This window comes from Enterococcus sp. CWB-B31 (genome assembly GCF_020567645.1).
Classification (GTDB): domain Bacteria; phylum Bacillota; class Bacilli; order Lactobacillales; family Enterococcaceae; genus Enterococcus_L.
On record NZ_JAJDJW010000001.1, the window covers coordinates 574,938 to 596,122 of the forward strand.

Genomic DNA, 21,185 nt, shown 5'->3' on the forward strand with positions numbered 1-21,185 from the left:
AATGATTAAAAACTTGAAATTTTAATTCGCATCATTTATATTATATGTGTAAGCGATTCAAAAAAAGGGGAGACGTACCGTGTTAGAAAAACTGGAAACAGAAAAACGGAATAGTAAAACCGAAAATCTGGATCATTCATCCGTAAGAGAAATCGTTGGGATGATGAATCAGGAAGACCAAACAGTTGCTGAAGCTGTTTCAAATGAACTGGACAGTATTGAGAAAGTAATAAATGCTGTTATCGATTGTATGGAGAAAGGAGGAAGTTTATTTTATATTGGTGCAGGTACCAGCGGGCGGCTGGGCGTTCTTGATGCTGCCGAATGTATCCCCACATTCAATACAGATCCAAAATTGTTTCAGGCACTGATTGCTGGGGGGATGATTGCTATGACTGTAGCAGTAGAGGGTGCGGAAGATTCAAGGGCACTTGCGAAAAAAGATTTGGAAGAACGTCATTTGTCAGAAAATGATTTTGTACTGGGGATTGCAGCAAGCGGACGCACACCTTATGTAATTGGCGGACTGGATTATGCACGTGAAATCGGTGCGAAAACAGGTGCTTTATCGTGTAATAAACAAGCAGAAATATCAGCACATGCTGATTATCCGATTGAAGTTGAGGTTGGTCCTGAAGTTTTAGCCGGGTCAACAAGATTAAAAGCTGGTACTGCACAAAAACTGGTATTAAATATGATTTCAACAGCCAGTATGGTTCGGCAGGGAAAGGCTTATAAAAATTTAATGGTGGATGTTCAGCCGACAAATGAAAAACTGGTTGAGCGTGCTAAACGAATTATTATGGAGGCAACAGATTGCTCTCTTGAAGATGCAGCTTTCTATTTGGAGGATTCCGAGCAGAATCCTAAACTGGCTATTGTCCGTATTCTTTCCAGAAAAAGTAAAGAGGAAGCAAAGGTTTTACTTGGAAAAAACGGCGGACATGTTAGCAAAGCGATTGAAGATAAAAAATGAATGAACAATAAGGGGATGAAAAGAAATGCAAAAAGTATTAAATTGGATTGAAGTGAAAATGATGCCTCCGATGGCACGGTTTGCTGAGCAGAGACATATGAAAGCCATTCGTAACGGGGTAATTTCAACACTGTCTCTTATTATGATTGGAACATTGTTTTTAACAGTTTCCAATTTGCCGATACCGGGATTTGAAGAATGGATTTTACCTTATAAGGCTGATCTGGTTATTCCGTTCCGTATTACTATGGGGTTACTGGGAATTTATGGCTCATTCAGTATTGGTTATAATCTGACGAAGTCGTATAAACTGGATGGTATCACTGGAGGAATTCTTTCTCTGGCAACCTTTTTAATGTTAACCATTCCTCAAAATGTAGATGCATTGCTGCCGGAAGGTGAAGGGATTGGTTTGGCTTGGGTAATGCCAATGGATTATCTGGGCGGTTCAGGAATGTTTTCTGCTATTCTGGCTGCGATCTTTGCCAGTGAAATGTACCGTTTCTTTACAAAGCGAAATATTACCATTCGTATGCCTGAGCAAGTACCGCCAGCAGTAGCACGAAGTTTTGAAGCACTGATTCCGGGGATTTTTATTATTACATTTGTTTGGGTCATTCGTGTACTGTTTGGTTTTGATATCAATAAATTATTGATGGATTTATTTGCGCCGCTGGTTGATATTATGGGAAATAATTTGTTGGGTGTTCTTCTTCCAATGTTTTTTATTCATTTACTGTGGGCTGCAGGGGTTCACGGGATGAGTATCATTGGTTCACTTGTTCGACCAATGTGGCTGGTCATGCTGGATGCGAATGCAGATGCCTTTGCTTCGGGTACTTCAATCACAGAGCTGCCATACATTGCACCTGAACAGTTTTATCAATGGACAGTTACTATTGGAGGAGCAGGGGTTTCGATTTCTATTTGTATTTTACTGTTGTTCTGCCGCTCAAAATTCTTGAAACAGGTAGGGCGCTTCTCTTTGGTTCCGGGGCTTTTCAATATTAATGAAATGCTGATCTTTGGTGTTCCGATTATCATGAATCCGATTTTGGCTATGCCTTTTATTGCTGCACCATTGGTTACATCAACAATCAGTTATTTCGCAGTAAGTAGGGGCTTGGTTAACGGGTTTATTAGCAACCAGGCATGGACATTGCCGGCACCAATTGGAGCATATCTGGCTTCCGGGAATGACTGGCGCATGATTGTACTGGTGGTCATCAATATTCTAGTTGCGATGGCGATCTACTTCCCATTTGTTCAAATGTATGACAAACAAATGTTGGCAGAAGAAAAAGAAAACGAAGCAGCACAAACTATTTAAAAAAGTAAAAATGTTGGGGGAAATAATCATGGAAAGTTGCTATAGAAACGTTTTTCAGAAAGAGATACGTTTCAAAATATATTCAGAGACTCTCCAATAAAGAATACTTATTTCCCCTGACTTGCTTTATTGCATACAGGAAGAACAGTAACTTGTTATAATGTGCATAAAAATAATTTGAATGCTGAAAGGAGAAAAGCATGACAAGAATAATATTGATAGCGTTAGTTATTGGATTTATCCTGGCAGGTGTGGCGTTTACCCATTTTCTGGAAGAGAAAAAATGGCTGCCGAATCGTTTAATTACGGGGTGTCTGGTCTTCTTAATCATACTGATTCCAAGTATGCTATTTCCACAGCTTCCTCTATTTATTAAGCAGGTACTGTATGGTGTAAGTGGTATTCTGGCCATTGTCTTTTTTGAAACCTCTCGAAAAATGCTGGAGCATGGGCAGTACAAAGGGATTGTTAAATCAGAAAATGAAAGCAGTATAGAAAGATGAACTACATTATCGGTATGGACAGCGGAGGCACAAAAACAGAGGCTGTTGTTTATGACCTGGCTGGAAATGAGCTGCAGCGTGTGATGACAGGATTCGGTAATATGCTGGTGGATAAGGAACAGGGACTTGCAAACATAAAAAGTGCTGTACGATGTGTGCTGGATAATCGTAATCCGAATGAATGTCAACAGCTGGTTCTTGGACTTGCAGGTATAGACAGCGGTGGACTAAAGGAAGTGCTGCTGGATGAGCTGTCGGAATTTCAAGTTCCTGTCTTCTTATTAAATGATGCCCAGCTGGCACATTATGCACTGCTTAAAGGTGATGAAGGTGTCCTAGTAATTGCTGGAACAGGCTCAGTTTGCTTAGGCATGAAACAAGGTACCTGGTATCGAGTGGGCGGCTGGGGGCATTTGTTTGGTGACGAAGGCAGCGGCTATTACATAGGAAAACTTGTGATACAACAGGCACTTGCTGAATATGATTCTGGTCTGCCAATCAGTCTGTTGACTGAAAAATTATTCACCTATTTTAATATAGACACAGTCATGGAAATGGTAAGGGAAGCTTATCAACTGTCAAAGGATCAAGTGGCGGCGCTGGCTAAACTTGTTGCAGAAACAGCACCCGATGATCCGATTGCAGCAGCAATTCTGACAAAGGCCGGAAAGTCTCTTGCAGAGGAAGTAAAGAAATTGGTGAATAAAATGCAGTTGGATAATCAAACGGTCCGCGTTGGTTTGAACGGCAGCGTCATTGAGCACAATGAGTATGTTCGTCAAGCATTTTTCAGCACATTGGAACACTCTTTATATAGTTTTCAGTATATTGAAAAGAAAGAATCCAGTGCGAAGGGTGCCTATTATCATTATCAAAAGAATGGAGAAATAAAAAGATGAGAAGACTGGGAATTTCAGTATATCCTAATCACAGCAGTGTAGAAGAGATCAAAGAATATATGACGCTGGCAGCAAACTATCAATTCAAACGAGTATTTACCTGTTTGTTGTCTGTCGAAGAAGGAAAAGAAAAGATTGTGCAGGACTTTACTGAGACGATTGCTCATGCAAAATCGCTTGGTATGGAAGTAGTTGCCGATGTCAGCCCCAAAGTATTTGGCGAACTGGAAATTAGCTATGATGACTTGTCTTTTTTTAAAGAGATAGGTGCAGATGGTATTCGTCTGGATCTTGGCTTTACCGGAAGTGAAGAGTCAATTATGACCTTTAACCCGCAGGACCTGATGATTGAACTGAATATCAGCTCTGGAACGCGTTATCTGGAAAATATTCTGAGCTATCAGGCAAACCCTGATAAGCTGTTGGGGTGTCATAATTTTTATCCGCATCGCTATACTGGGCTAAGCTATGAGCATTTTATCGAAACGACAAAAATGTATAAAGAAAATGGCATTCATACTGCTGCATTTGTGAATTCTCCGTCTGCTTCAATAGGGCCATGGCCGGTGGAAGAAGGCTTGTGTACATTGGAAATGCATCGAGAATGGCCGATTACTACACAGGCAAAACATTTATGGGCGACAGATCTGATTGATGATGTCATCATTGCAAATGCTTTTGCATCAGAAGAAGAGTTGAAAGCATTGAGCAACATTAATCCTTATAAACTGACACTGGACTGTGTTATTGGAGATAAAACACCTGAGTTGGAACGGAAAATTATTTTAGAGGAGTTTCACTTTAACCGTGGAGATGTGTCTGACTATGTGGTTCGTTCAACACAAAGCCGTGTGAAATATAAAGGGCATAATTTTGAACCATTTAACACAGCAGATATGACAACAGGAGATATCATTGTGGAGACATCACTGTATGCTCACTACGCAGGTGAATTGCAAATCGCACTGCTGCCAATGGAAAACTCAGGGAAAACAAATGTAGTTGGAAAAATTACTGAATCAGATCAGGTTCTGCTTCCTTATCTGCGTCCGTGGCAGAAGTTTGCTTTTAATGAAGTAGATTGACATGGCAATTATACAAGGTAGTTTTTATTCAGAGACTTTGCATAGGTTGACAAATTATACAGCGATACTTCCGGATGCAGATTATGAGGAAGTAACGGTAATGTATCTGCTGCATGGACGTTCAGGAGATTGTCGCTCCTGGCTGAATCAGACAAGAATCAGTAGTTATGTCTCTAAAATACCACTGGTTGTTTTCTGTCCGGAAGTTGGGCTGAGCTGCTACAGTAATATGGCATTCGGCGGAAATTATCAGGATTTTTTGGAAAAGGAATTTCCCAAAAAAATGAAGCAGTTTCATTCATATAAAGTCTATCAAACGGTTGTTTCGGGAAATTCAATGGGCGGGTATGGTGCGTTGAAATGGGCACTGGCGGAGCCAGAGAGATTTGATCTCATCGGCTTGTTGTCTCCATTGGCTGATTTACGCAGCTTGTGGTCTATTTACCCGGAATCAATGAAGGAATTCCAGGCTGTTTTTCAATCAGAGGAGCTTTATGAAGGTTCAGAAAATGACCTGTTTACAGTGCTGGTTAATACCGAGAAAAACAGCTTGCCGCCTATTATACACAGCTGCGGCGAACAGGATTTTCTTCATCCGGACAATCTGAAACTACAAAAAGTACTGGCTCCCGTCAGCCAAAATTATCAATACAATTTTAGCGGCGGTGATCATAACTGGAATGAATGGGATCAACGAATACAGGATATTATTGAATATTTAAAGCAGAGCGGGGGATGAGGAATGGTTTATGCAGTCGGGCTGATGTCAGGTACTTCTTTAGATGGCATAGACGCAGCACTAGTGGAAATTTCAGGAAAAAATGAGCAGACAACAGTGAAGCTAGTCTCTTTTTTGACTCTGGCGTTTCCGGAAGGTACACTGAAACGGATCAGAGAAGCTTTGTCGATTGAGAAATCTACTGTGGAAAACATCTGCTCATTGAATGTCGAACTGGGTGAAAGATTTGCTGAAGCGGTTATAGAGGTCTGTAAAAAGGGAAGTGTCTCTTTAGAAGAGCTTCTTTTTATCGGCAGTCATGGACAAACATTATTCCATATTCCAAAAGGCAGAGAGGATGTGTTTGCATCCACACTTCAGATTGGCGATCCGGCAGTTATTTCTGAGCGGACAAAAACGACAGTCATTTCCAATTTCAGAGAACGGGATATGGCAGTTGGCGGTCAGGGGGCACCAATTGTCCCTTATTCGGAATACATTCTATTTAGAAGTGATCAGACGACACGTCTGCTTCAAAATATTGGCGGCATTGGTAATGTGACGGTGATACCCAAGGGAGGAAAACTGAAAGAAATCATTGCTTTTGATACTGGTCCGGGAAATGTCATTTTAAATGAACTGTGTCTCCATTTTTATCAACAGGAATATGATAAAGATGGTGAGCATGCAAAACAGGGTACTGTTAATAATGAGCTATTGAAGGAATTAATGAACCATCCATATATCCGGCGACCTTATCCAAAAACAACCGGAAGAGAAGAGTTTGGTAAAGAGTTTACTTTCAGTTTGTTGGAACGGTGGCATTTATCGGCTGAAGACTGGTTGGCCACAGCGACTATGTTTACCGCGTGTTCCATCGCACACGCGGTTACTCCGTTTATTGATGAGAAAACTGAACTGATTGTCGGTGGGGGCGGAAGTTATAACAGGACATTGCTGGAGATGCTGCAGAATGAATTACCAGAGGTTCTGGTGAAGACACAGGAGGACTTAGGGCAATCATCAGAAGCTAAAGAAGCGATTGCCATGACCATCTTAGCCAATCAAACGCTGCATCATCAGCCGGGCAATGTTCCTTCAGCAACGGGTGCTGAAAGAGCTGTTCCATTAGGAAGAATTACGTACTATCAATAAATGAAAGAAACAATCATCATGAAAATTGATGATTGTTTCTTTCATTCATGCGATAATAACAGAAGAAGCAAGAGTGGACAGAAGGAGTTGGAGCAATGAGCGGAGAAAATATTCTGGGGAGAATTCGCAGTATTATTGATATATTACCAGGTTCTGAGAAGAAGATCGGTCTGGCTGTTTTGGAAGATCCTTCTGCAGTGATAGGTATGACAGCTGCAGAGCTTTCGAAAGTTGCAGGAGCCAGTCCGGCTACGGTAATTCGTTTTTGCAAAAAAATAAATATTCCAAGTTTTACGCAGTTGAAAATAAAATTATCTGCTGAGATTGACTCTCCTGTTCAGGAAGGCTATTCAGATATTACAGAGAATGAGTCAATTCAGGAGTTAAAAGCGAAGCTTTTGGCAAACGCCTATCAATCAATGCAGGAAACGGTTGCTTTGATTGATGAGCAGCAGGTGGATCAAGTAGTTGATTTACTGATTAATGCACCCATTATTTATGTTTTTGGTGTGGGCGCTTCCTCACTGGTTGCGGAAAATATTTTTCAGAAATGGAACAGGGCTGGAAAAACGGTGGTCTATGTTCGTGATCCGCATGTTTTGATAACCATCCTGATCTCAGCACCTGAACAGGCTGTTTTCTTTGCGATTTCCAATTCAGGAGAGACCAAGGAAGTCCTTCAACTGGTGGAACTTGCTAAAAAATATCAGCTTCATACGGTGGGACTGACGCAGTTTGGAATGAATTCACTGGCCTCAAAAGTGGAGCTGCCGCTGCAGACAGTTCGCTCAAATGAAGCGGTTGTCCGGAGTGCAGCAACCACTTCTCTGCATAATCAGTTTATCGTTATTGATATACTCTTTTATGCTTACGCATCAAGAAACTTTGATGAGATGATTGACCGTATTCAGGAATCAAAATCTGAAGTGAGACAGTTTGATAAGAAATGAAAGTTGAACAAAAGAGTATACTGAAACAGGAAAAATAAAATTGTAAAGTATTCAGTGCAGCAGAAGGAGAAAAAGGAAACTATGAGAAACATTAAACTGACCGTCGAATATGACGGTGGAAGATATCTTGGCTGGCAAAGGCTTGGCAATTCAGATAAAACCATTCAGGGGAAAATAGAGAATGTCTTGAAACAAATAACAGGAACCGGTATTGAAATTATCGGCTCTGGAAGAACAGATGCGGGAACTCATGCAAGGGGACAGATTGCCAACTTTAAAATGGATACGCTGATAGAACTGCCGGAGCTGCTGAGTTCCTTAAATCATCGGCTTCCACAAGATATTGTTGTAAAAAAAGCAGAAGAGGTTCCTGAGAGATTTCATGCGCGGTACAATGCAACCGGTAAGAAATACAGGTATCATGTGTGGAACGATACAATTCCGTCAGCATTTGAACGCAATTACAGTTTTCACTATATGGAGAAGCTGGACATGACTCTGATGAATGAAGCTTGCCGTAAACTGATTGGTACTCATGACTTTATCGGTTTTTCTTCCCTGAAAAAAACAAAGAAGTCCACTATTCGGACAATTGACGAACTATCCATTCAAAAAGAAGGAAGCATGCTTTATTTTACTTTTGTCGGTGATGGCTTTCTGTATAAAATGGTTCGAATTATTATGGGCACACTTCTTGAAATTGGAGCAGGTAAACTGCCGCTGGAAACGATTGACGAAGTGCTTGAACGAAAAATCAGAAGTGATGCAGGGATGACAGTACCCTCTCAGGGACTGTTCCTGGAAGAGGTTTATTATCGTTGATTTTCTGCTTAAACGAATGACAAAATGAAAAAAAGGCGACCTATTTTTATACCGTCCCCCAAAAGTTAGAGCCAAAATCTAACACTCGGAGGGCGGTATTTTTTAAGATATCCTTCCCTTTATTTATTTGCTTTTTCTCCTGCTTCCAAATAACTGGTGTCGCCGATTGTATCAATCATCATTTGACCGTCTTTCATGTGAAGGGTGGTTACACTGCAGTTGCCGATGGATTCGCCTTTATAGGTACTGGGTACAAGAAATTCCAGAATGGTTGGGATTTCACTTCCATGTGCAACAATCAGCACATTTCCACCGCCTGCTTCTTTACTGGCTGCAATGATTTCGTCCATTGCTTCTTTAGAGCGCTTTACAATTTCATCGTAGGTTTCAGCGGTTTGTGTCGGATCATTTTTAGCTATCTCATTGGCGATGTCTTCATCCGATAGTTTTTCTGTCAGTTCTGCATACTGTGACCATTCATCATCAAATTTCAACCCCTGTGCTTCAAAGATGGGGGCCCACATTTCGGAATTGTCACGCCCTTCATACCCGCCGTAGTTCCATTCACGTAAGCCGGCTGAAGTCTGTAGCTCCAGTCCTTCCCTGTCTCCCTCTTCAAGAATGTAGTTTGCGGTGGAAACAGCACGACCCAGATCACTGGAATAAGCTAAAGTAAATGGAACATTCTTCAACCCAACAGCTAAATCTTTTGCTCCCTGAATCCCCGCATTTGTTAGAGGAGTATCAGACCACCCCTGCACCTGATCTGTTGTGTTGAACATAGTTTTTCCATGACGGATAAAGTAAAAGACAGTCTCAGTATTTTCCGTTGAAATTGATTCCTGTACAGAATCAATTTTATCATCTCCGGAAGAACAACCTGCCAAGACAAATCCTGCGACTAAGACTGCACATAATACTTTGACTTTTTTCATGGGTCTCTCCTTTATAATTAATCGATATCTTCTCCATTACTGCGAATGACTTTTTGATACCAGGCGAAGCTGTCTTTTTTCAGGCGTCTGCCGCTGCCTTTTCCATAATCATCTATGTCTACATAAATGAATCCATAGCGTTTGCTCATTTCACTGGATGAACAACTGACGATATCAATGGGTCCCCAGGCATAGTAGCCGCGCAGATCCACACCATCCTTAATCGCTTCTTTCATTGCTTGAATGTGATCCCGATAATAGTCAATACGGTAGGAATCATGAACACTTTCGTCTTCCAGTTCATCAAAATAGCCAATCCCATTTTCAGTGATATAAATCGGACATTGATAGCGGTCGTAAAACTCATTCAACAAAATTCTTAAGCCGATCGGATCAATTGTCCAGCCCCAGGGATTTGCCGGAAGTTCTTTATTTCTATGAGGTCCCAGATCTTTATTGTAGGAATCCTGATCACATATTTGTGTGTAGTAGTAAGAGAAAGACATGAAATCTGCTGTGTGCTTCAGTGCTTCCTCGTCGCCTTCACCGAATGCCACATGAATGCCTTTGTCGTCAAAGTAACGGAATGCATAGCCGGGATAATGACCGCGAAGCAGTATATCTGCAAAGAAGTATTCCATTTGATTTAGTTTCAATGTCGCTAAAACATCCTCTGCTTTACTTGTTGCTGCATAAGACGGTCCGCCGCAAAGCATCATGCCGATTTCATTGTCGGGATAATTTTCATGTGCATATTTTGTAATCAGCGCACTGGCAACCATTTCGTTGTGTACACCCTGATATTTGGCAGACAGCAAATCATCTACTGCGTCTTCGGCAATGCCCAGATGGTTGAAGGATTCATGAACAATCAGATTGATCTGATTAACAACGATCCATTTTTTTACTTTTCCGTGGTAACGATCCAGAATTACTTTCCCAAAGCGAACAAAGAAATCAATGACTTCTCGTGAATACCAGCCTTTGTATTCGGTTGTTAAATAAATCGGAATTTCATAATGCGACATTGTAATCATCGGCTCCATACCGTTTTTGATTATTTCATCAAATAAGTCATCATAAAACTGCAAGCCGGCTTCGTTTGGCTCTGTTTCATTACCCTTCGGGAAGATTCTTGCCCAGTTAATAGAAGTTCGGAAGGTTTTTAGCCCCAGCTCACCAAGCAGTTTCAAGTCTTCCTTGTACGTATGATAAAAATTAATTCCCCGGCGCTTTGGAAAAATTCGATCTGTGCTGACCATAGCATCCTTGATATAGGAAGTGGTCATTTCTACATTGGATTTTTTTTCCAATGCTACATCAGGAAGGAATTCATTGATATCTGCAACACACCAGCCTTTCCCATCAGTATCCCAGGCACCTTCTGCCTGATTGGCGGCAATCGCACCACCCCATAAAAAATTATTTGGGAACCCTTTAGGTACTCTAGTCATTTTCTTCCTGCCTTTCCAGTTTGTTTTCCAGTTGTCGTATACGCTGGTCGTATGTCTTAAAGATAGACAGCATACGTTTGACAATATTTATTTCACTGTAAATTGTCATTAGCGTATCCTGAGCATGCGTAAACAATACAGAATATTCGCCGTCTTCTCCAGAAGTTTCATCTGTGATGGCATCTGTTTGGACCTGATGTGCCTGAACAATTTCTTTATTTGCCAGTTTCATTTCCTGTTCAGCCTGCTCAAAATCATTGATTTCAATTGCTTTTAAGGCATCCATGCAGTGCTTTCTTGCATCTCCGGCATGTAGAATTATCTGCATGGCATTTTGAACGACTTGTTCTTTCACCATTTAAAAACCCTCTTTCGTTGTTATATCTATGTTTTTTCAACGGCTTCGGCAGCCTCTCTGTCACATTCCTGTTTTTCGTATACTTTAAAGAATGGATACCAGATTGCCGCAGCTGCAACAAAAATAATCAGCATTAACAGAATTCCCGAGAGGGTTCCTGTAGTCAGCCAGGTTGCGATCGGGAATGGGCAGTACCACATTTGAAACATGACCGTTGGTATAGGAGCAAAAGCAATAACCTTTGTAAACAGCCAGACAATTAATGGTAAAATCAGTCCCTGCAGCCACATCGGAACCATCAAAAGAGGATTCCAGGCGATACAGCCAAAAACGATCGGCTCATTGATATTGAAAATAGTTGGCGCAATAGAAGCTGTTCCCAGTGCTTTTAACTTTTTGGATTTTGAACGTATCAACATGAAAACAAGCGGCATGGTACAGCCAATTCCACCAATCCATAAATAGGCAGAGTAGATCGTTGGGTCAGTCACTAAATTCATGGCTTTTCCGTCAATATTTGCCTGAATTGCTGTCAGTAAAACTGGATTTAAAACAGGAGTCAATACCCACGTTGAAATACCCAAAGAGTAAAGGAAGCAGACAATCAGCATCATCAGAGAAAAGCCCCATGGTGTCTCAATGACGCTTTGCAGCGGCATAAAGATTGCCAGAACAGCGTTATATACATCAAAGCCGAGAATATCAACCAATATCCAGCCGACAAGTACAACAATTCCGATTGGAAGCATGGCGTCAAACCAGGAGCGGACAAAGTCAGGAATTACTGACTCCTCGCTGAAAAATGAAAATTTCCCAAATAAATTCAGTACAAAGCCTGCAAATAAACCTGCAACAATTGCGACAAACATTCCACCGGCACCGAGAGCACTATGACCAAAACCAGGTTCGCCGTCTGCAATAACCTGTGGTGAAATAATAATCAAAAATAAGATGATTCCGGATATTCCTGCATTAATTCTTTGCTTGCGCAGTCTTTTCTTCTCCATCAGATTGAAAGGAATTAGGAAAGAAATTACCAGTGAAATCATTCCCATTGTCCAACCATACGGTGTCCAAAAATTAGGCAGGCTTGGTAAATAATCATTTAGAATTGCCAGCATACAAAATACAGAACCTAAAAAAATTAAGGGTAGGGCCTGCATAATGGAATCCTTTAACGTTACAATCCACACATTGTGATTGATTTTATTCATTTTCGGTGTAAAACTGTTTTCCAACCAGTTAATTAAGGGTTTCATTTTTATACCTCCATTTTTAAAACTATTGAACTTCTCCCAGTAGATGTTCCAATGCCTGTTCTCCGTTTAATGTAGCATAATATTCAGGTTTCATTAGAATGACTTTCACTGGTGCATCACCAACAAATTCTTCCACTTCATCAAGGATATAAGCAAGGTGCGGTCCAACCATTAGAGCATCAATTTCATCAATATAGTTTTCAATCTCACTTTCTCCGCGTGCGGTAATTTTTATGTCCAATCCTTTTGCTGCGGCAGCTTTTCGAATATTGGCAGCCATAAAGCCTGAGCTTGCTCCCGATCCGCATACAAGTAACACGTTCATTTTTTTCATAATTTTTTCTCCTTTACATAGTTCCGATTGATAGCGCTATCAATTACAGTTATACTATAGTCAATCTCTAGTGGTGAAACAAATATTTTTTTGCACCGCAGAGGTGAAAGAGAGGAGAGTATCCGGTGAAAGCAAAATATATTAAACTTCTTCAATACTTGAACGAACAGGGGAATTGGGTCTCTTCCACACTGTTGGCGGAGAAATTTGGCTTGTCCAAACGAACAATAAAATCGTATATTTCAGATATTCAAACAATTGAACCTGATTTGGTTGTTTCTTCAAGCAGAGGCTATCGTGTGGAATCGGGTAAGCTGGCTGCTTTTTTTAATAACATCCAAACAAGTATTCCAGAGACACCTGCTGAACGAGCTGCCTATCTTCTCCTGAGATTGATCTCGACAGAAGAAGCAATATCTGTTTATGATCTGGCAGAAGAGTTATATATCAGTGAATCAACGCTGCTGAATGATGCAAAAAAACTCAAAAAGCAGTGTTTGGAGCTGTCTTTGGAAATTCGACTGATCAAGGATACGCTGCAGCTGATTGGAACAGAGAAAGCCAAACGGCAGTTAATCCACACTACCCTGCTATCTGAGTTGGATAATCATTTTGTTGATATCACTAAACTGCAGGAAAGCTTTGTAGACTTTGATCTGGATTATATTAAGGAAATTATTGCAGAGCTCTTTTCTGATTACGATTTTTTTACCAATGATTATGCATTGACGAATATTGTCATTCATCTGGCGATTGCCGTTGATCGAATGAAAGGGAATTTTCAGTTTCCTAAATCAGAAGCACAGCCGCCGCAGTCCATCCATCCTGCTGTTTTAAAAATTGCTGAAAAAATCGCCGGAAAAGTTGCTGAACGTTATAATATTTGTTTTCCTAAAGAAGAAATACGAGATCTGGCAATATTAATTTCCGCCAATGGTACCAGTGTTAATTTTACACAGATATCCGCTGAGGAACTGGAACAAGTTGCGGACAAACGCTGTCTTGATCTGGTAGGGAAAATTTTGGAAAAAGTCCATGAACTCTACTTTATCGACGGCAATGAGCCGGAGTTTTTTATTCGATTTGCACTCCATATAAAAAATTTATTATATCGGATAGATAACGGCTATTCCTGCAGAAATCCAATGACAGAAACGCTTAAGAAAGAATGCCCGCTTATTTATGACTGTGCTGTTCAGGTTTCACATGTGATTCAAAAAGAACTGGATTATACAATTAGTGAAGATGAGATTGCCTATATTGCATTTCATTTAGGCTATGCACTGGAAATTCAAAAGCAGCGGACAAACAAAATCAACTGTACCATTCTTGTTCCGCACTACTATAATATGAACATCCAGGTAATGGAAAAGCTGCAGAAAAACTTTGTTGACGACCTTGAGATTCAAAATATTCTGACCAGTGAAAAGGAGCTGAAATATGTAGATACAGAACTGATTGTTTCGGCAGTTAAGCTGAAGCAGGTGGTCACAACGCCCTATGTGGTCATTAATCCATTTTTTACACTGGAAGACCGTCAACAGATCGCATCAAAAATTTTTGATATCAAAGAAAAAAAGCGCAGAGACCAGTTTGCCCAAAATTTCCTGTCTATTGTTGATGAAGGCCGATTTATATACACGACTGAAAATCAGAATTCGGATGAATTGTTGAAGCAATTATGCAGTCGAATGGAGGAGGAGGGAATGGTTGATGAAAGGTTTTATCCTCAGGTAATGGAACGGGAGCAGCTTTCTTCTACAGCCTTTGGCTCAGTGGCCATTCCTCATTCCCTGACGATGAATGCCAATCGTACAGGTATTTCCATTGTTGTTAATCCAAACGGTATTGCGTGGGGCAGCAGCCGTGTCACATTGGTATTTCTGATTTCAATTAATTACCGTAATCGACATGTTTTTCGCGAGATATTTGATGACTTAGCCATGATTTGTACCGATGAGCAGAATGTTCACAGGCTAAGCTCCCTAACATCTTTTGAAGAGTTTGTGGATACACTGGTACAATGTTTTGTTACTTCAAATTGAGATACCTACGAATCTTTCAGATGTTTTTTTACAGCTAATAAAAGCGAAATAAAACTGGAATTATACCTTGTAAGTCATTTGATTTTTGTAAGAATTATTTTAGTGATATAGTTTTTATTAGTTATATTTTTTCTCAATTAGAAAAGGTTGATAGTGGAATGGGAGGTTTGGAAATGGAAAAGCTGAGTATAGGTAATAATGTTTGGAACAGAAGAAGCATATATGATCTGCTGTTCATCTTTCTTGTTTGCGGGATGCTGGGGTGGATTTTTGAAACAATCGCAGTGTATATTACTGTGGGAAAATTGACAGATAGAGGCTATCTTTTTATTTTAAATAAGCTTTCCAGCTATTTTCCTGTACTGAAAAAATATCCTTTAATCGGTAATATTCCTCTTATCTGGGGGCTTCCGCTCATTCAGATTTATGGAATCGGCGGTGTTCTTATGACTGTTTTCTTTGGACGGCTGAAAAAGCATCCTATTCGTTTATTCTTTGTAGGTGCGTTTTGGATGACTTTATTTGAATTATTTTCCAGTTATTTAACCAGCTGGCTGCTGGGGCGGACTTATTGGGATTACTCTCAGGAATTTATGAATTTTCAAGGGCGTATTTGCCTGAAATCAACGATTATGTGGGGAATATTATCTTTGTTTGCAGTAATGCTCCTTGGTCCGCTGCTCGATAAGCTGTATCAACGATTTGAGCGGGTAACTTATTATAAAGCAGCAGTCATTGTTTTGGTTGTTTATACAATTATTTGTGAAATCACGAAATACTGGCTGGACCCAACGATTATTTCTAATTAGTATTGTATGAAGCAAATAGGAGGAAGGGCAATGGATTTTCTTAAAAGAAACGGTTTTTATTTTCTGATGTTGGGCGCAGTCAGTGATTTTTTAACTCCATACATTCTGGGACTGTTTTTTCCGGCGATGAATCAGCTGATGATGGTAATCAGTGTGTTTGGGGATGTGAGCAGCCCGGTACGTCAGCCATTTCTAATTTGGTCAGTAGTCTCTGGAATCTTCTTTGTTTTAGCCTTACCGGCATTGTATCAGGAGTTTGTCGATACATCACGTACACTCACAATATTACTTGTGTCTGCAATAGGCTTTTATGGTGTTGGCGACTGTATCTTTACTGGCTTGTTCAGCATTAATATGGAGCAGGCAGGATGGAACCTGTCAACATGGATACACAATATAGGCTCTGGGCTTGGGTATACCGGTTTTTTGCTATTTCCATTCCTCTTGTTTCTACTTTATAAAAAACAGCTGAAGAAAGCTCTTAGTCATTTCTATCTATTTTCACTGTTTGTCAGTATACTGTTTGCGGGGATTTACGGACTGGCACGTATTCCCAAAGTCAGCCAATTTCCTTTTTTAAACCAAATAGGACTCTGTCAGCATGTTAGTTTTTTCTTTAATTATTTACCTATAGTTGTTTTTTCCTTTATGCAAATTAGACAGTCTAGAAGACCTTCAGGCAAATTTTCTTAAGTGGTAGGTCAGTTACAGTCTTAGGGGTAAAACCTATTTTAACAGTTGGAGAGCTCATCACCTAAAATCATTTATTTTGAAATTAAAAAAGGGGAATCAATATTCCGTATGTGATAGTTGCAACATCCTATTTTTTAGTCAGATAAAAAAATTTTTGAAAAACAGTTGTTGTCTATCCAACAATTGATTATAATTTTTATATAAGCAGATAGAAATAAAAACTGAAGGGGGTAGAAATACATGAGTAAGAAATATATGAATTACGTTGGAGAAATTTTAACAGATGCTGAATATCACGGATTGGGAAAACCTGAAAATTTTCTTGAAGTATGTATGGATAAGGAGCTGCCTTTTCGCCTTTATTGCAGAACTCATGAAAAGGACTGGGTAGAAGTAACAGAAGAGGAACGCCTGGATTTAATAAAAGATCTGAAAAACAAGAAATCAATGTATTCAAAGAGTGATTATCGCTATTATATGCTGGATTTCCATCTTGCAAGTTTGGGAGAACGATAGATCTATTTGTAAGCGTTTAAAAAATGAGAGTTTAAAGAATAAATGAAATAAAGGTATGAAGTTCGTTTGATAAATTTCATGCCTTTTTGGATTCTGAATTTCGCCTCTTTTATCTTCTGCAGTGTTCTTTGGAATGTGAGTGTTTTCAGCTATTCCTGGATTTGTAGTGTCAAATTTCCCATTTGCCAAAAGTCTTGAAAGGGTTCAAGAGGATTTCTGAAGCCTTTTCTTTATCGGTTTGTCTGTACATACTGTTTGCCTGTCTTCCAGCATGATAAAATAAAAAAGACTGAGAGGAATCGGCAGCTATCCACAGCTGAAATTCTCAGCACTCATTTAATAGATAAGGAGTTTCTCTAAATGAATGTCTGTGACTTATATAAAAAACTGGAGCTTTCCCCTGTGATTGCTGCGGTAAAAAATGAAGAAGAGCTGACTGCGGCATTGACATCAGAGGTTGAGGTTGTTTTTATTCTGCAGTCCCATCTAATGCAGCTTAGTGAAATATCGGAAAGAATTAAGAAGAGTAAGAAAATTGCATTTTTGCATGCTGACTTGGTTAAGGGGCTGTCTTCGGATGAAGCAGCCATTGACTATGTAAAAAAATGTACAGTATTTGATGGAATTATTTCAACAAAATCAGTGATTGTCCGCTATGCCAAAAAACATCAGCTGCTGGCTATTCAACGTTTTTTTCTGTTGGACTCTTCGGCTCTGGAAAATATGGAAAGACAGCTTGCACATATTGATGCAGATATGGTTGAACTGCTGCCCAATGTTTCTCCGAAGATCATTAAAGAAATTGTGAAATCGTCAAAAAAACCATTAATTGTAGGCGGCCTGATTCGGGATAAGGAAGATATTATGGGTGCTTTGGGAGCAGGAAGCCTTGCTGTTTCAACGACAAATGTGCCGACTTGGTCTGTCTAGTTTGAATTCACTCGCTTTTTACTAAAAAACCTATTATATCAGTAGTTACAGAAGCTGTTTTCTAAACAAAGGAAATACTGTTGGTTTAATTATTTTTTGTATTAGCTTTAAAAATTTTGGGTAAATTCAAAAAACTGTCTAGTTATTGTCCAAGCTCTATATAGGTGGTATAATATAAACAATTAAATACTTGCTGGAGAAAAGAGAGTATAGCAACAGACACCAAAAAAAGTGGTGTTTGTTTCTGTATTCTCTTTTTTGTGCTTGAGAGATATAGACAGGGGGAAAAAAGATGTACGATGTGGTGATTATCGGTTGTGGGATTGTGGGTGCTGCAACAGCCTATGAATTAAGTAAGTATCGGCTGAAAGTTTTAATTCTGGAAGCGGAAAATGATGTGAGTATGGGAGCAACTAAGGCTAATAGTGCTATCCTGCATGCCGGTTTTGATCCGGAACCGGGAACTCTGATGGCAAAATTGAACGTGGAAGGTGCTGCACGAGCCAAAGAGCTTTGCCAAAAGCTTTCAGTTCATTATCATCAGATTGGTTCTCTGGTGGCAGCATTTTCTAAAGAAGAGTTAGCGGTTATTCAGGAGCTTTATGCGCGTGGTCTTAAAAATGGGGTTTCAGAGCTGCAGATGGTGGATAAGGAAGAGCTTCTGGAAATGGAACCTGGGTTATCTCACCGAGCCCTCGGGGCACTTTATGCGCCGACTGCTGCAGTCGTGAATCCATGGGAGCTTTGTCTTGCTCTTACTGAAACTGCAGTAGTTAATGGCGTGGAACTTTCGCTTAATAATAAAGTGAAGGAGATCAGCAGGAGAGAGTCCGGTTACCAAATCACAGCAGAAAAAGGAATTTATCAGACTAAATATGTTTTTAATGCAGCGGGTGTTTATTCAGATGCTGTTCATAATATGGTGGCAGAGCCTGATTTTGAGATCGTACCCAGCCGGGGGGAGTATTATTTACTGGATAAATCTGAAGGTTCAGTTGTTTCTCACATTATCTTTCAATGTCCTTCCAATGTAGGAAAAGGGGTGCTGGTCAGCCCAACTGTACATGGAAACTTGATTGTCGGACCAAATGCTGAAGAAGTTTCAAAAACAGAGCTGGGAAGCGGTATGGATACAGGAAATACAGTCAAAGGATTGAGACAGGTATCTGAACTGGCAAAAAAAACGGTCCCTGACCTTAATTTAAGACGGTCTATTCGTAATTTTTCAGGGATTCGTGCAAACAGTACAAAAAAGGACTTTATTATTCAAGAAGCTGCTCCTGGTTTTATCGATTTAGCGGGTATTAAATCTCCCGGACTGACCTCTGCTCCGGCAATTGCACTCTATGGAATTAGGTTACTGGAACAATCAATAGGACGTACGTTTCAATTGAAAGCCCAATCTACGGATACCCGGGAGAAAATTGTTTTTCAGGAGCTGACAATTGAGGAGAAAAACAAGCTGATCCAGAAAGATTCCAGCTATGGACGAGTGATCTGCCGCTGTGAAATGATTACAGAAGGAGAAATAAGAGCTGCAGTGCATTCAGCAGTTGTTCCTGTATCGGTGGATGGCATCAAGCGAAGATGCAATGCCGGAATGGGCCGCTGTCAGGGCGGTTTTTGCGGTCCAAGAGTTGTTGAGATTTTAGCAGATGAGCTGGGAAAGTCTCCGCTGGAAATCTTGCAGGATCACACGAGCAGTTATGTTTTAACAGAAGCAACCAAGGGAGGTCTGGAACATGCATGAGTTAATCATTATCGGCGGAGGACCAGCTGGATTGGCAGCAGCAATGGCTGCTTACGAAAAAGGGATCAGGGATATCTTAATCATTGAAAGAGACAGTGAACTGGGCGGGATTCTTAACCAGTGTATTCACAATGGTTTTGGTCTTCATTATTTTAAAGAGGAATTAACCGGGCCGGAATATGCGGGACGTTTTATTGAGATGCTGAAAGAAACAAGTATAAAGGTTTACTTGGACACGATGGTTCTGGAAGTAACCAAAGAAAAAACGATTCACATTGTTAATAAGAGAAAGGGCTATCAAATTTTACAGGGAAAAGCACTAATTTTTGCAATGGGTTGTCGGGAGCGGACAAGGGGAGCCATCGGAATTCCGGGGAGTCGACCAGCGGGTGTTTATACAGCGGGAGCTGCTCAACGATATGTCAATATGGAAGGTTATCTTGTAGGGAAAAAAGTAATTATTTTGGGATCGGGAGATATTGGATTGATTATGGCTCGAAGAATGGTACTGGAAGGTGCGGAAGTATTGGCATGTATTGAAGTGATGCCTTATTCGGGCGGTCTAACAAGAAATATTGTGCAATGCTTGGACGATTTTGATATTCCCTTATTTCTTTCGCATACAATTACAGAGATTCGAGGGAAAAGCCGAGTAGAGGAAGTCGTCGTTTCAGAAGTAGATGAGAAGCGACAGCCGATTGCCGGGACAGAACAGATTTTTGCCTGTGATACGATTTTATTGTCTGTAGGATTGATTCCTGAAAATGAACTTAGCCGCAGTGCAGGAATTGTATTGGATAATCGAACAAACGGTGCACTTGTTTATGAAAATATGGAAACGTCGATTCCTGGAATTTTTGCCTGCGGAAACGTTGTCCACGTACATGATTTAGTAGATTTTGTAACGGCTGAGAGCATGAGAGCCGGAGCGGCGGCAGCAGAATTTATTTTGTCTCAGCACTTGATGGATGAGCTGACTGCAGATTACTTAACCATAAAAAATGGGGAGCATGTGACCTATGTAGTTCCTCAAAAAATTCGTGAAGACAAGGTTGATAAGAAGGTTGAGCTGTTTTTCCGAGTAAATAAAGTGTATGGCGACAGCCAAATCGTAGTAAAATCGCAAGGAGAAACACTGGTAAAACAGCGAAAGAGCTATATTGTCCCCGGCGAGATGGAGAAAATTAAATTATCCCGGAAAGCTATTGATAAAATCCAGAACGGCGAAATAGAAATTTGTGTGGAGGAGGTCGGCAGATGATGAAAGAGTTTATCTGTATTATGTGTCCCAAGGGCTGCCATTTAATGGTGGATACAGCAAATGAGTATCAGGTTAGCGGTCACAGCTGCAGTAAAGGTGTGAAGTATGGCAAAGCAGAAGCGACTAATCCAATACGTGTAGTCACTTCTACTGTAATTGTTGAGGGTGGAAGACATCGCCGCTGTCCTGTAAAAACTACGGATGGGATTCCTAAAGAATATGTAATGGAGGCGATGAAGGTGATCAATGAAGTTCGATTGAACGCACCAGTGAATATCGGTGATATTGCAATAAAAAATCTGTTGAATACAGGGGTAGATGTGGTGGCTACAGGGAACATGTAGATAATAAAAAGAAAATTTTTTAATGGGGAAAGCTCAGCATTATCAAGGATTTTGGATAT

The 21,185-nt window shown here is 40.3% G+C and carries 22 protein-coding genes; 17 read left to right on the top strand and 5 right to left on the bottom strand.

The features are described from left to right. Positions 1–79 precede the first annotated feature (79 nt). The 9 genes from murQ (at position 80) to truA (ending at position 8,438) form a co-directional block, all read left to right on the top strand. Positions 80–976, top strand: coding sequence for an N-acetylmuramic acid 6-phosphate etherase (gene murQ / locus LI954_RS02390; RefSeq protein WP_229443405.1), 897 nt, complete (start codon positions 80–82; stop codon positions 974–976). A 25-nt stretch (positions 977–1,001) separates the two neighbouring features. Next, entirely contained in the window at positions 1,002–2,306 is a 1,305-nt protein-coding gene (locus tag LI954_RS02395) for a PTS sugar transporter subunit IIC (RefSeq protein WP_229443406.1), read from the top strand. A 200-nt stretch (positions 2,307–2,506) separates the two neighbouring features. Beyond that, entirely contained in the window at positions 2,507–2,809 is a 303-nt protein-coding gene (locus LI954_RS02400) for a hypothetical protein (RefSeq protein WP_229443407.1), read from the top strand. After that, positions 2,806–3,708, top strand: a complete 903-nt coding sequence (locus LI954_RS02405; protein WP_229443408.1) for an N-acetylglucosamine kinase — start codon at positions 2,806–2,808, stop codon at positions 3,706–3,708. Before LI954_RS02400 ends, LI954_RS02405 begins: the two co-directional genes overlap by 4 nt. After that, the gene (locus LI954_RS02410; protein ID WP_229443409.1) at positions 3,705–4,793 is read left to right on the top strand and encodes a DUF871 domain-containing protein; all 1,089 of its coding nucleotides are present in this window, start codon (positions 3,705–3,707) and stop codon (positions 4,791–4,793) included. The genes LI954_RS02405 and LI954_RS02410 overlap by 4 nt, the downstream gene beginning before the upstream one ends. Position 4,794: 1 nt before the next feature. Beyond that, positions 4,795–5,532: an alpha/beta hydrolase gene (locus LI954_RS02415; protein WP_229443410.1), complete on the top strand. Its 738-nt coding sequence runs from the start codon at positions 4,795–4,797 to the stop codon at positions 5,530–5,532. Between the two features lie 3 nt (positions 5,533–5,535). Next, complete coding sequence (anmK, locus tag LI954_RS02420) at positions 5,536–6,666, top strand: anhydro-N-acetylmuramic acid kinase AnmK (protein ID WP_229443412.1); 1,131 nt, start codon at positions 5,536–5,538, stop codon at positions 6,664–6,666. Positions 6,667–6,761: 95 nt separating this feature from the next. Further along, on the top strand, positions 6,762–7,616 hold the full coding sequence (locus LI954_RS02425) for a MurR/RpiR family transcriptional regulator (RefSeq protein WP_229442351.1): 855 nt from the start codon (positions 6,762–6,764) through the stop codon (positions 7,614–7,616). An 81-nt stretch (positions 7,617–7,697) separates the two neighbouring features. Continuing rightward, positions 7,698–8,438 (top strand): tRNA pseudouridine(38-40) synthase TruA, encoded by a 741-nt coding sequence (truA, locus tag LI954_RS02430; RefSeq protein WP_229443414.1) that lies wholly within the window; start codon positions 7,698–7,700, stop codon positions 8,436–8,438. A gap of 119 nt (positions 8,439–8,557) precedes the next feature. Here the strand turns inward: truA and LI954_RS02435 are convergent, their stop codons facing one another. The 5 genes from LI954_RS02435 to LI954_RS02455 are packed head-to-tail and all read right to left on the bottom strand — an operon-like array spanning position 8,558 to position 12,778. Then, positions 8,558–9,373, bottom strand: a complete 816-nt coding sequence (locus LI954_RS02435) for a histidine phosphatase family protein (protein ID WP_202067628.1) — start codon at positions 9,371–9,373, stop codon at positions 8,558–8,560. Positions 9,374–9,390: 17 nt separating this feature from the next. Beyond that, positions 9,391–10,827 (bottom strand): glycoside hydrolase family 1 protein, encoded by a 1,437-nt coding sequence (locus LI954_RS02440; protein ID WP_202067629.1) that lies wholly within the window; start codon positions 10,825–10,827, stop codon positions 9,391–9,393. Next, positions 10,820–11,185, bottom strand: coding sequence for a PTS lactose/cellobiose transporter subunit IIA (locus LI954_RS02445; protein WP_236671881.1), 366 nt, complete (start codon positions 11,183–11,185; stop codon positions 10,820–10,822). Before LI954_RS02445 ends, LI954_RS02440 begins: the two co-directional genes overlap by 8 nt. Before the next feature lie 26 nt (positions 11,186–11,211). Next, a complete protein-coding gene (locus LI954_RS02450; RefSeq protein WP_202067630.1) occupies positions 11,212–12,444 on the bottom strand; it encodes a PTS sugar transporter subunit IIC in 1,233 nt (410 codons plus the stop codon). 22 nt (positions 12,445–12,466) lie between these two features. Then, complete coding sequence (locus tag LI954_RS02455) at positions 12,467–12,778, bottom strand: PTS sugar transporter subunit IIB (RefSeq protein WP_202067631.1); 312 nt, start codon at positions 12,776–12,778, stop codon at positions 12,467–12,469. Positions 12,779–12,903: 125 nt separating this feature from the next. Between LI954_RS02455 and LI954_RS16210 the strand changes: the two genes are divergently transcribed. From LI954_RS16210 to LI954_RS02495, 8 genes are all read left to right on the top strand, one after another. Further along, positions 12,904–14,823 (top strand): BglG family transcription antiterminator, encoded by a 1,920-nt coding sequence (locus LI954_RS16210; protein ID WP_229443416.1) that lies wholly within the window; start codon positions 12,904–12,906, stop codon positions 14,821–14,823. A gap of 173 nt (positions 14,824–14,996) precedes the next feature. Beyond that, positions 14,997–15,632, top strand: a complete 636-nt coding sequence (locus tag LI954_RS02465) for a putative ABC transporter permease (RefSeq protein ID WP_229443417.1) — start codon at positions 14,997–14,999, stop codon at positions 15,630–15,632. Between the two features lie 30 nt (positions 15,633–15,662). After that, positions 15,663–16,325: a DUF998 domain-containing protein gene (locus LI954_RS02470; RefSeq protein ID WP_229443419.1), complete on the top strand. Its 663-nt coding sequence runs from the start codon at positions 15,663–15,665 to the stop codon at positions 16,323–16,325. A gap of 240 nt (positions 16,326–16,565) precedes the next feature. Then, positions 16,566–16,841, top strand: a complete 276-nt coding sequence (locus tag LI954_RS02475; protein ID WP_229443421.1) for a hypothetical protein — start codon at positions 16,566–16,568, stop codon at positions 16,839–16,841. Positions 16,842–17,201: 360 nt separating this feature from the next. Continuing rightward, entirely contained in the window at positions 17,202–17,771 is a 570-nt protein-coding gene (locus LI954_RS02480) for a glycerol-3-phosphate responsive antiterminator (RefSeq protein ID WP_229442357.1), read from the top strand. A gap of 292 nt (positions 17,772–18,063) precedes the next feature. Continuing rightward, the gene (locus LI954_RS02485; RefSeq protein WP_229443423.1) at positions 18,064–19,521 is read left to right on the top strand and encodes an NAD(P)/FAD-dependent oxidoreductase; all 1,458 of its coding nucleotides are present in this window, start codon (positions 18,064–18,066) and stop codon (positions 19,519–19,521) included. Then, positions 19,514–20,782 carry an NAD(P)/FAD-dependent oxidoreductase gene (locus LI954_RS02490; RefSeq protein ID WP_229443425.1) on the top strand — a complete coding sequence of 423 codons (1,269 nt, stop codon included), beginning with the start codon at positions 19,514–19,516 and terminating at the stop codon, positions 20,780–20,782. Before LI954_RS02485 ends, LI954_RS02490 begins: the two co-directional genes overlap by 8 nt. Further along, on the top strand, positions 20,779–21,126 hold the full coding sequence (locus tag LI954_RS02495) for a DUF1667 domain-containing protein (protein ID WP_229442360.1): 348 nt from the start codon (positions 20,779–20,781) through the stop codon (positions 21,124–21,126). Before LI954_RS02490 ends, LI954_RS02495 begins: the two co-directional genes overlap by 4 nt. The last annotated feature ends 59 nt before the right edge of the window (positions 21,127–21,185 follow it).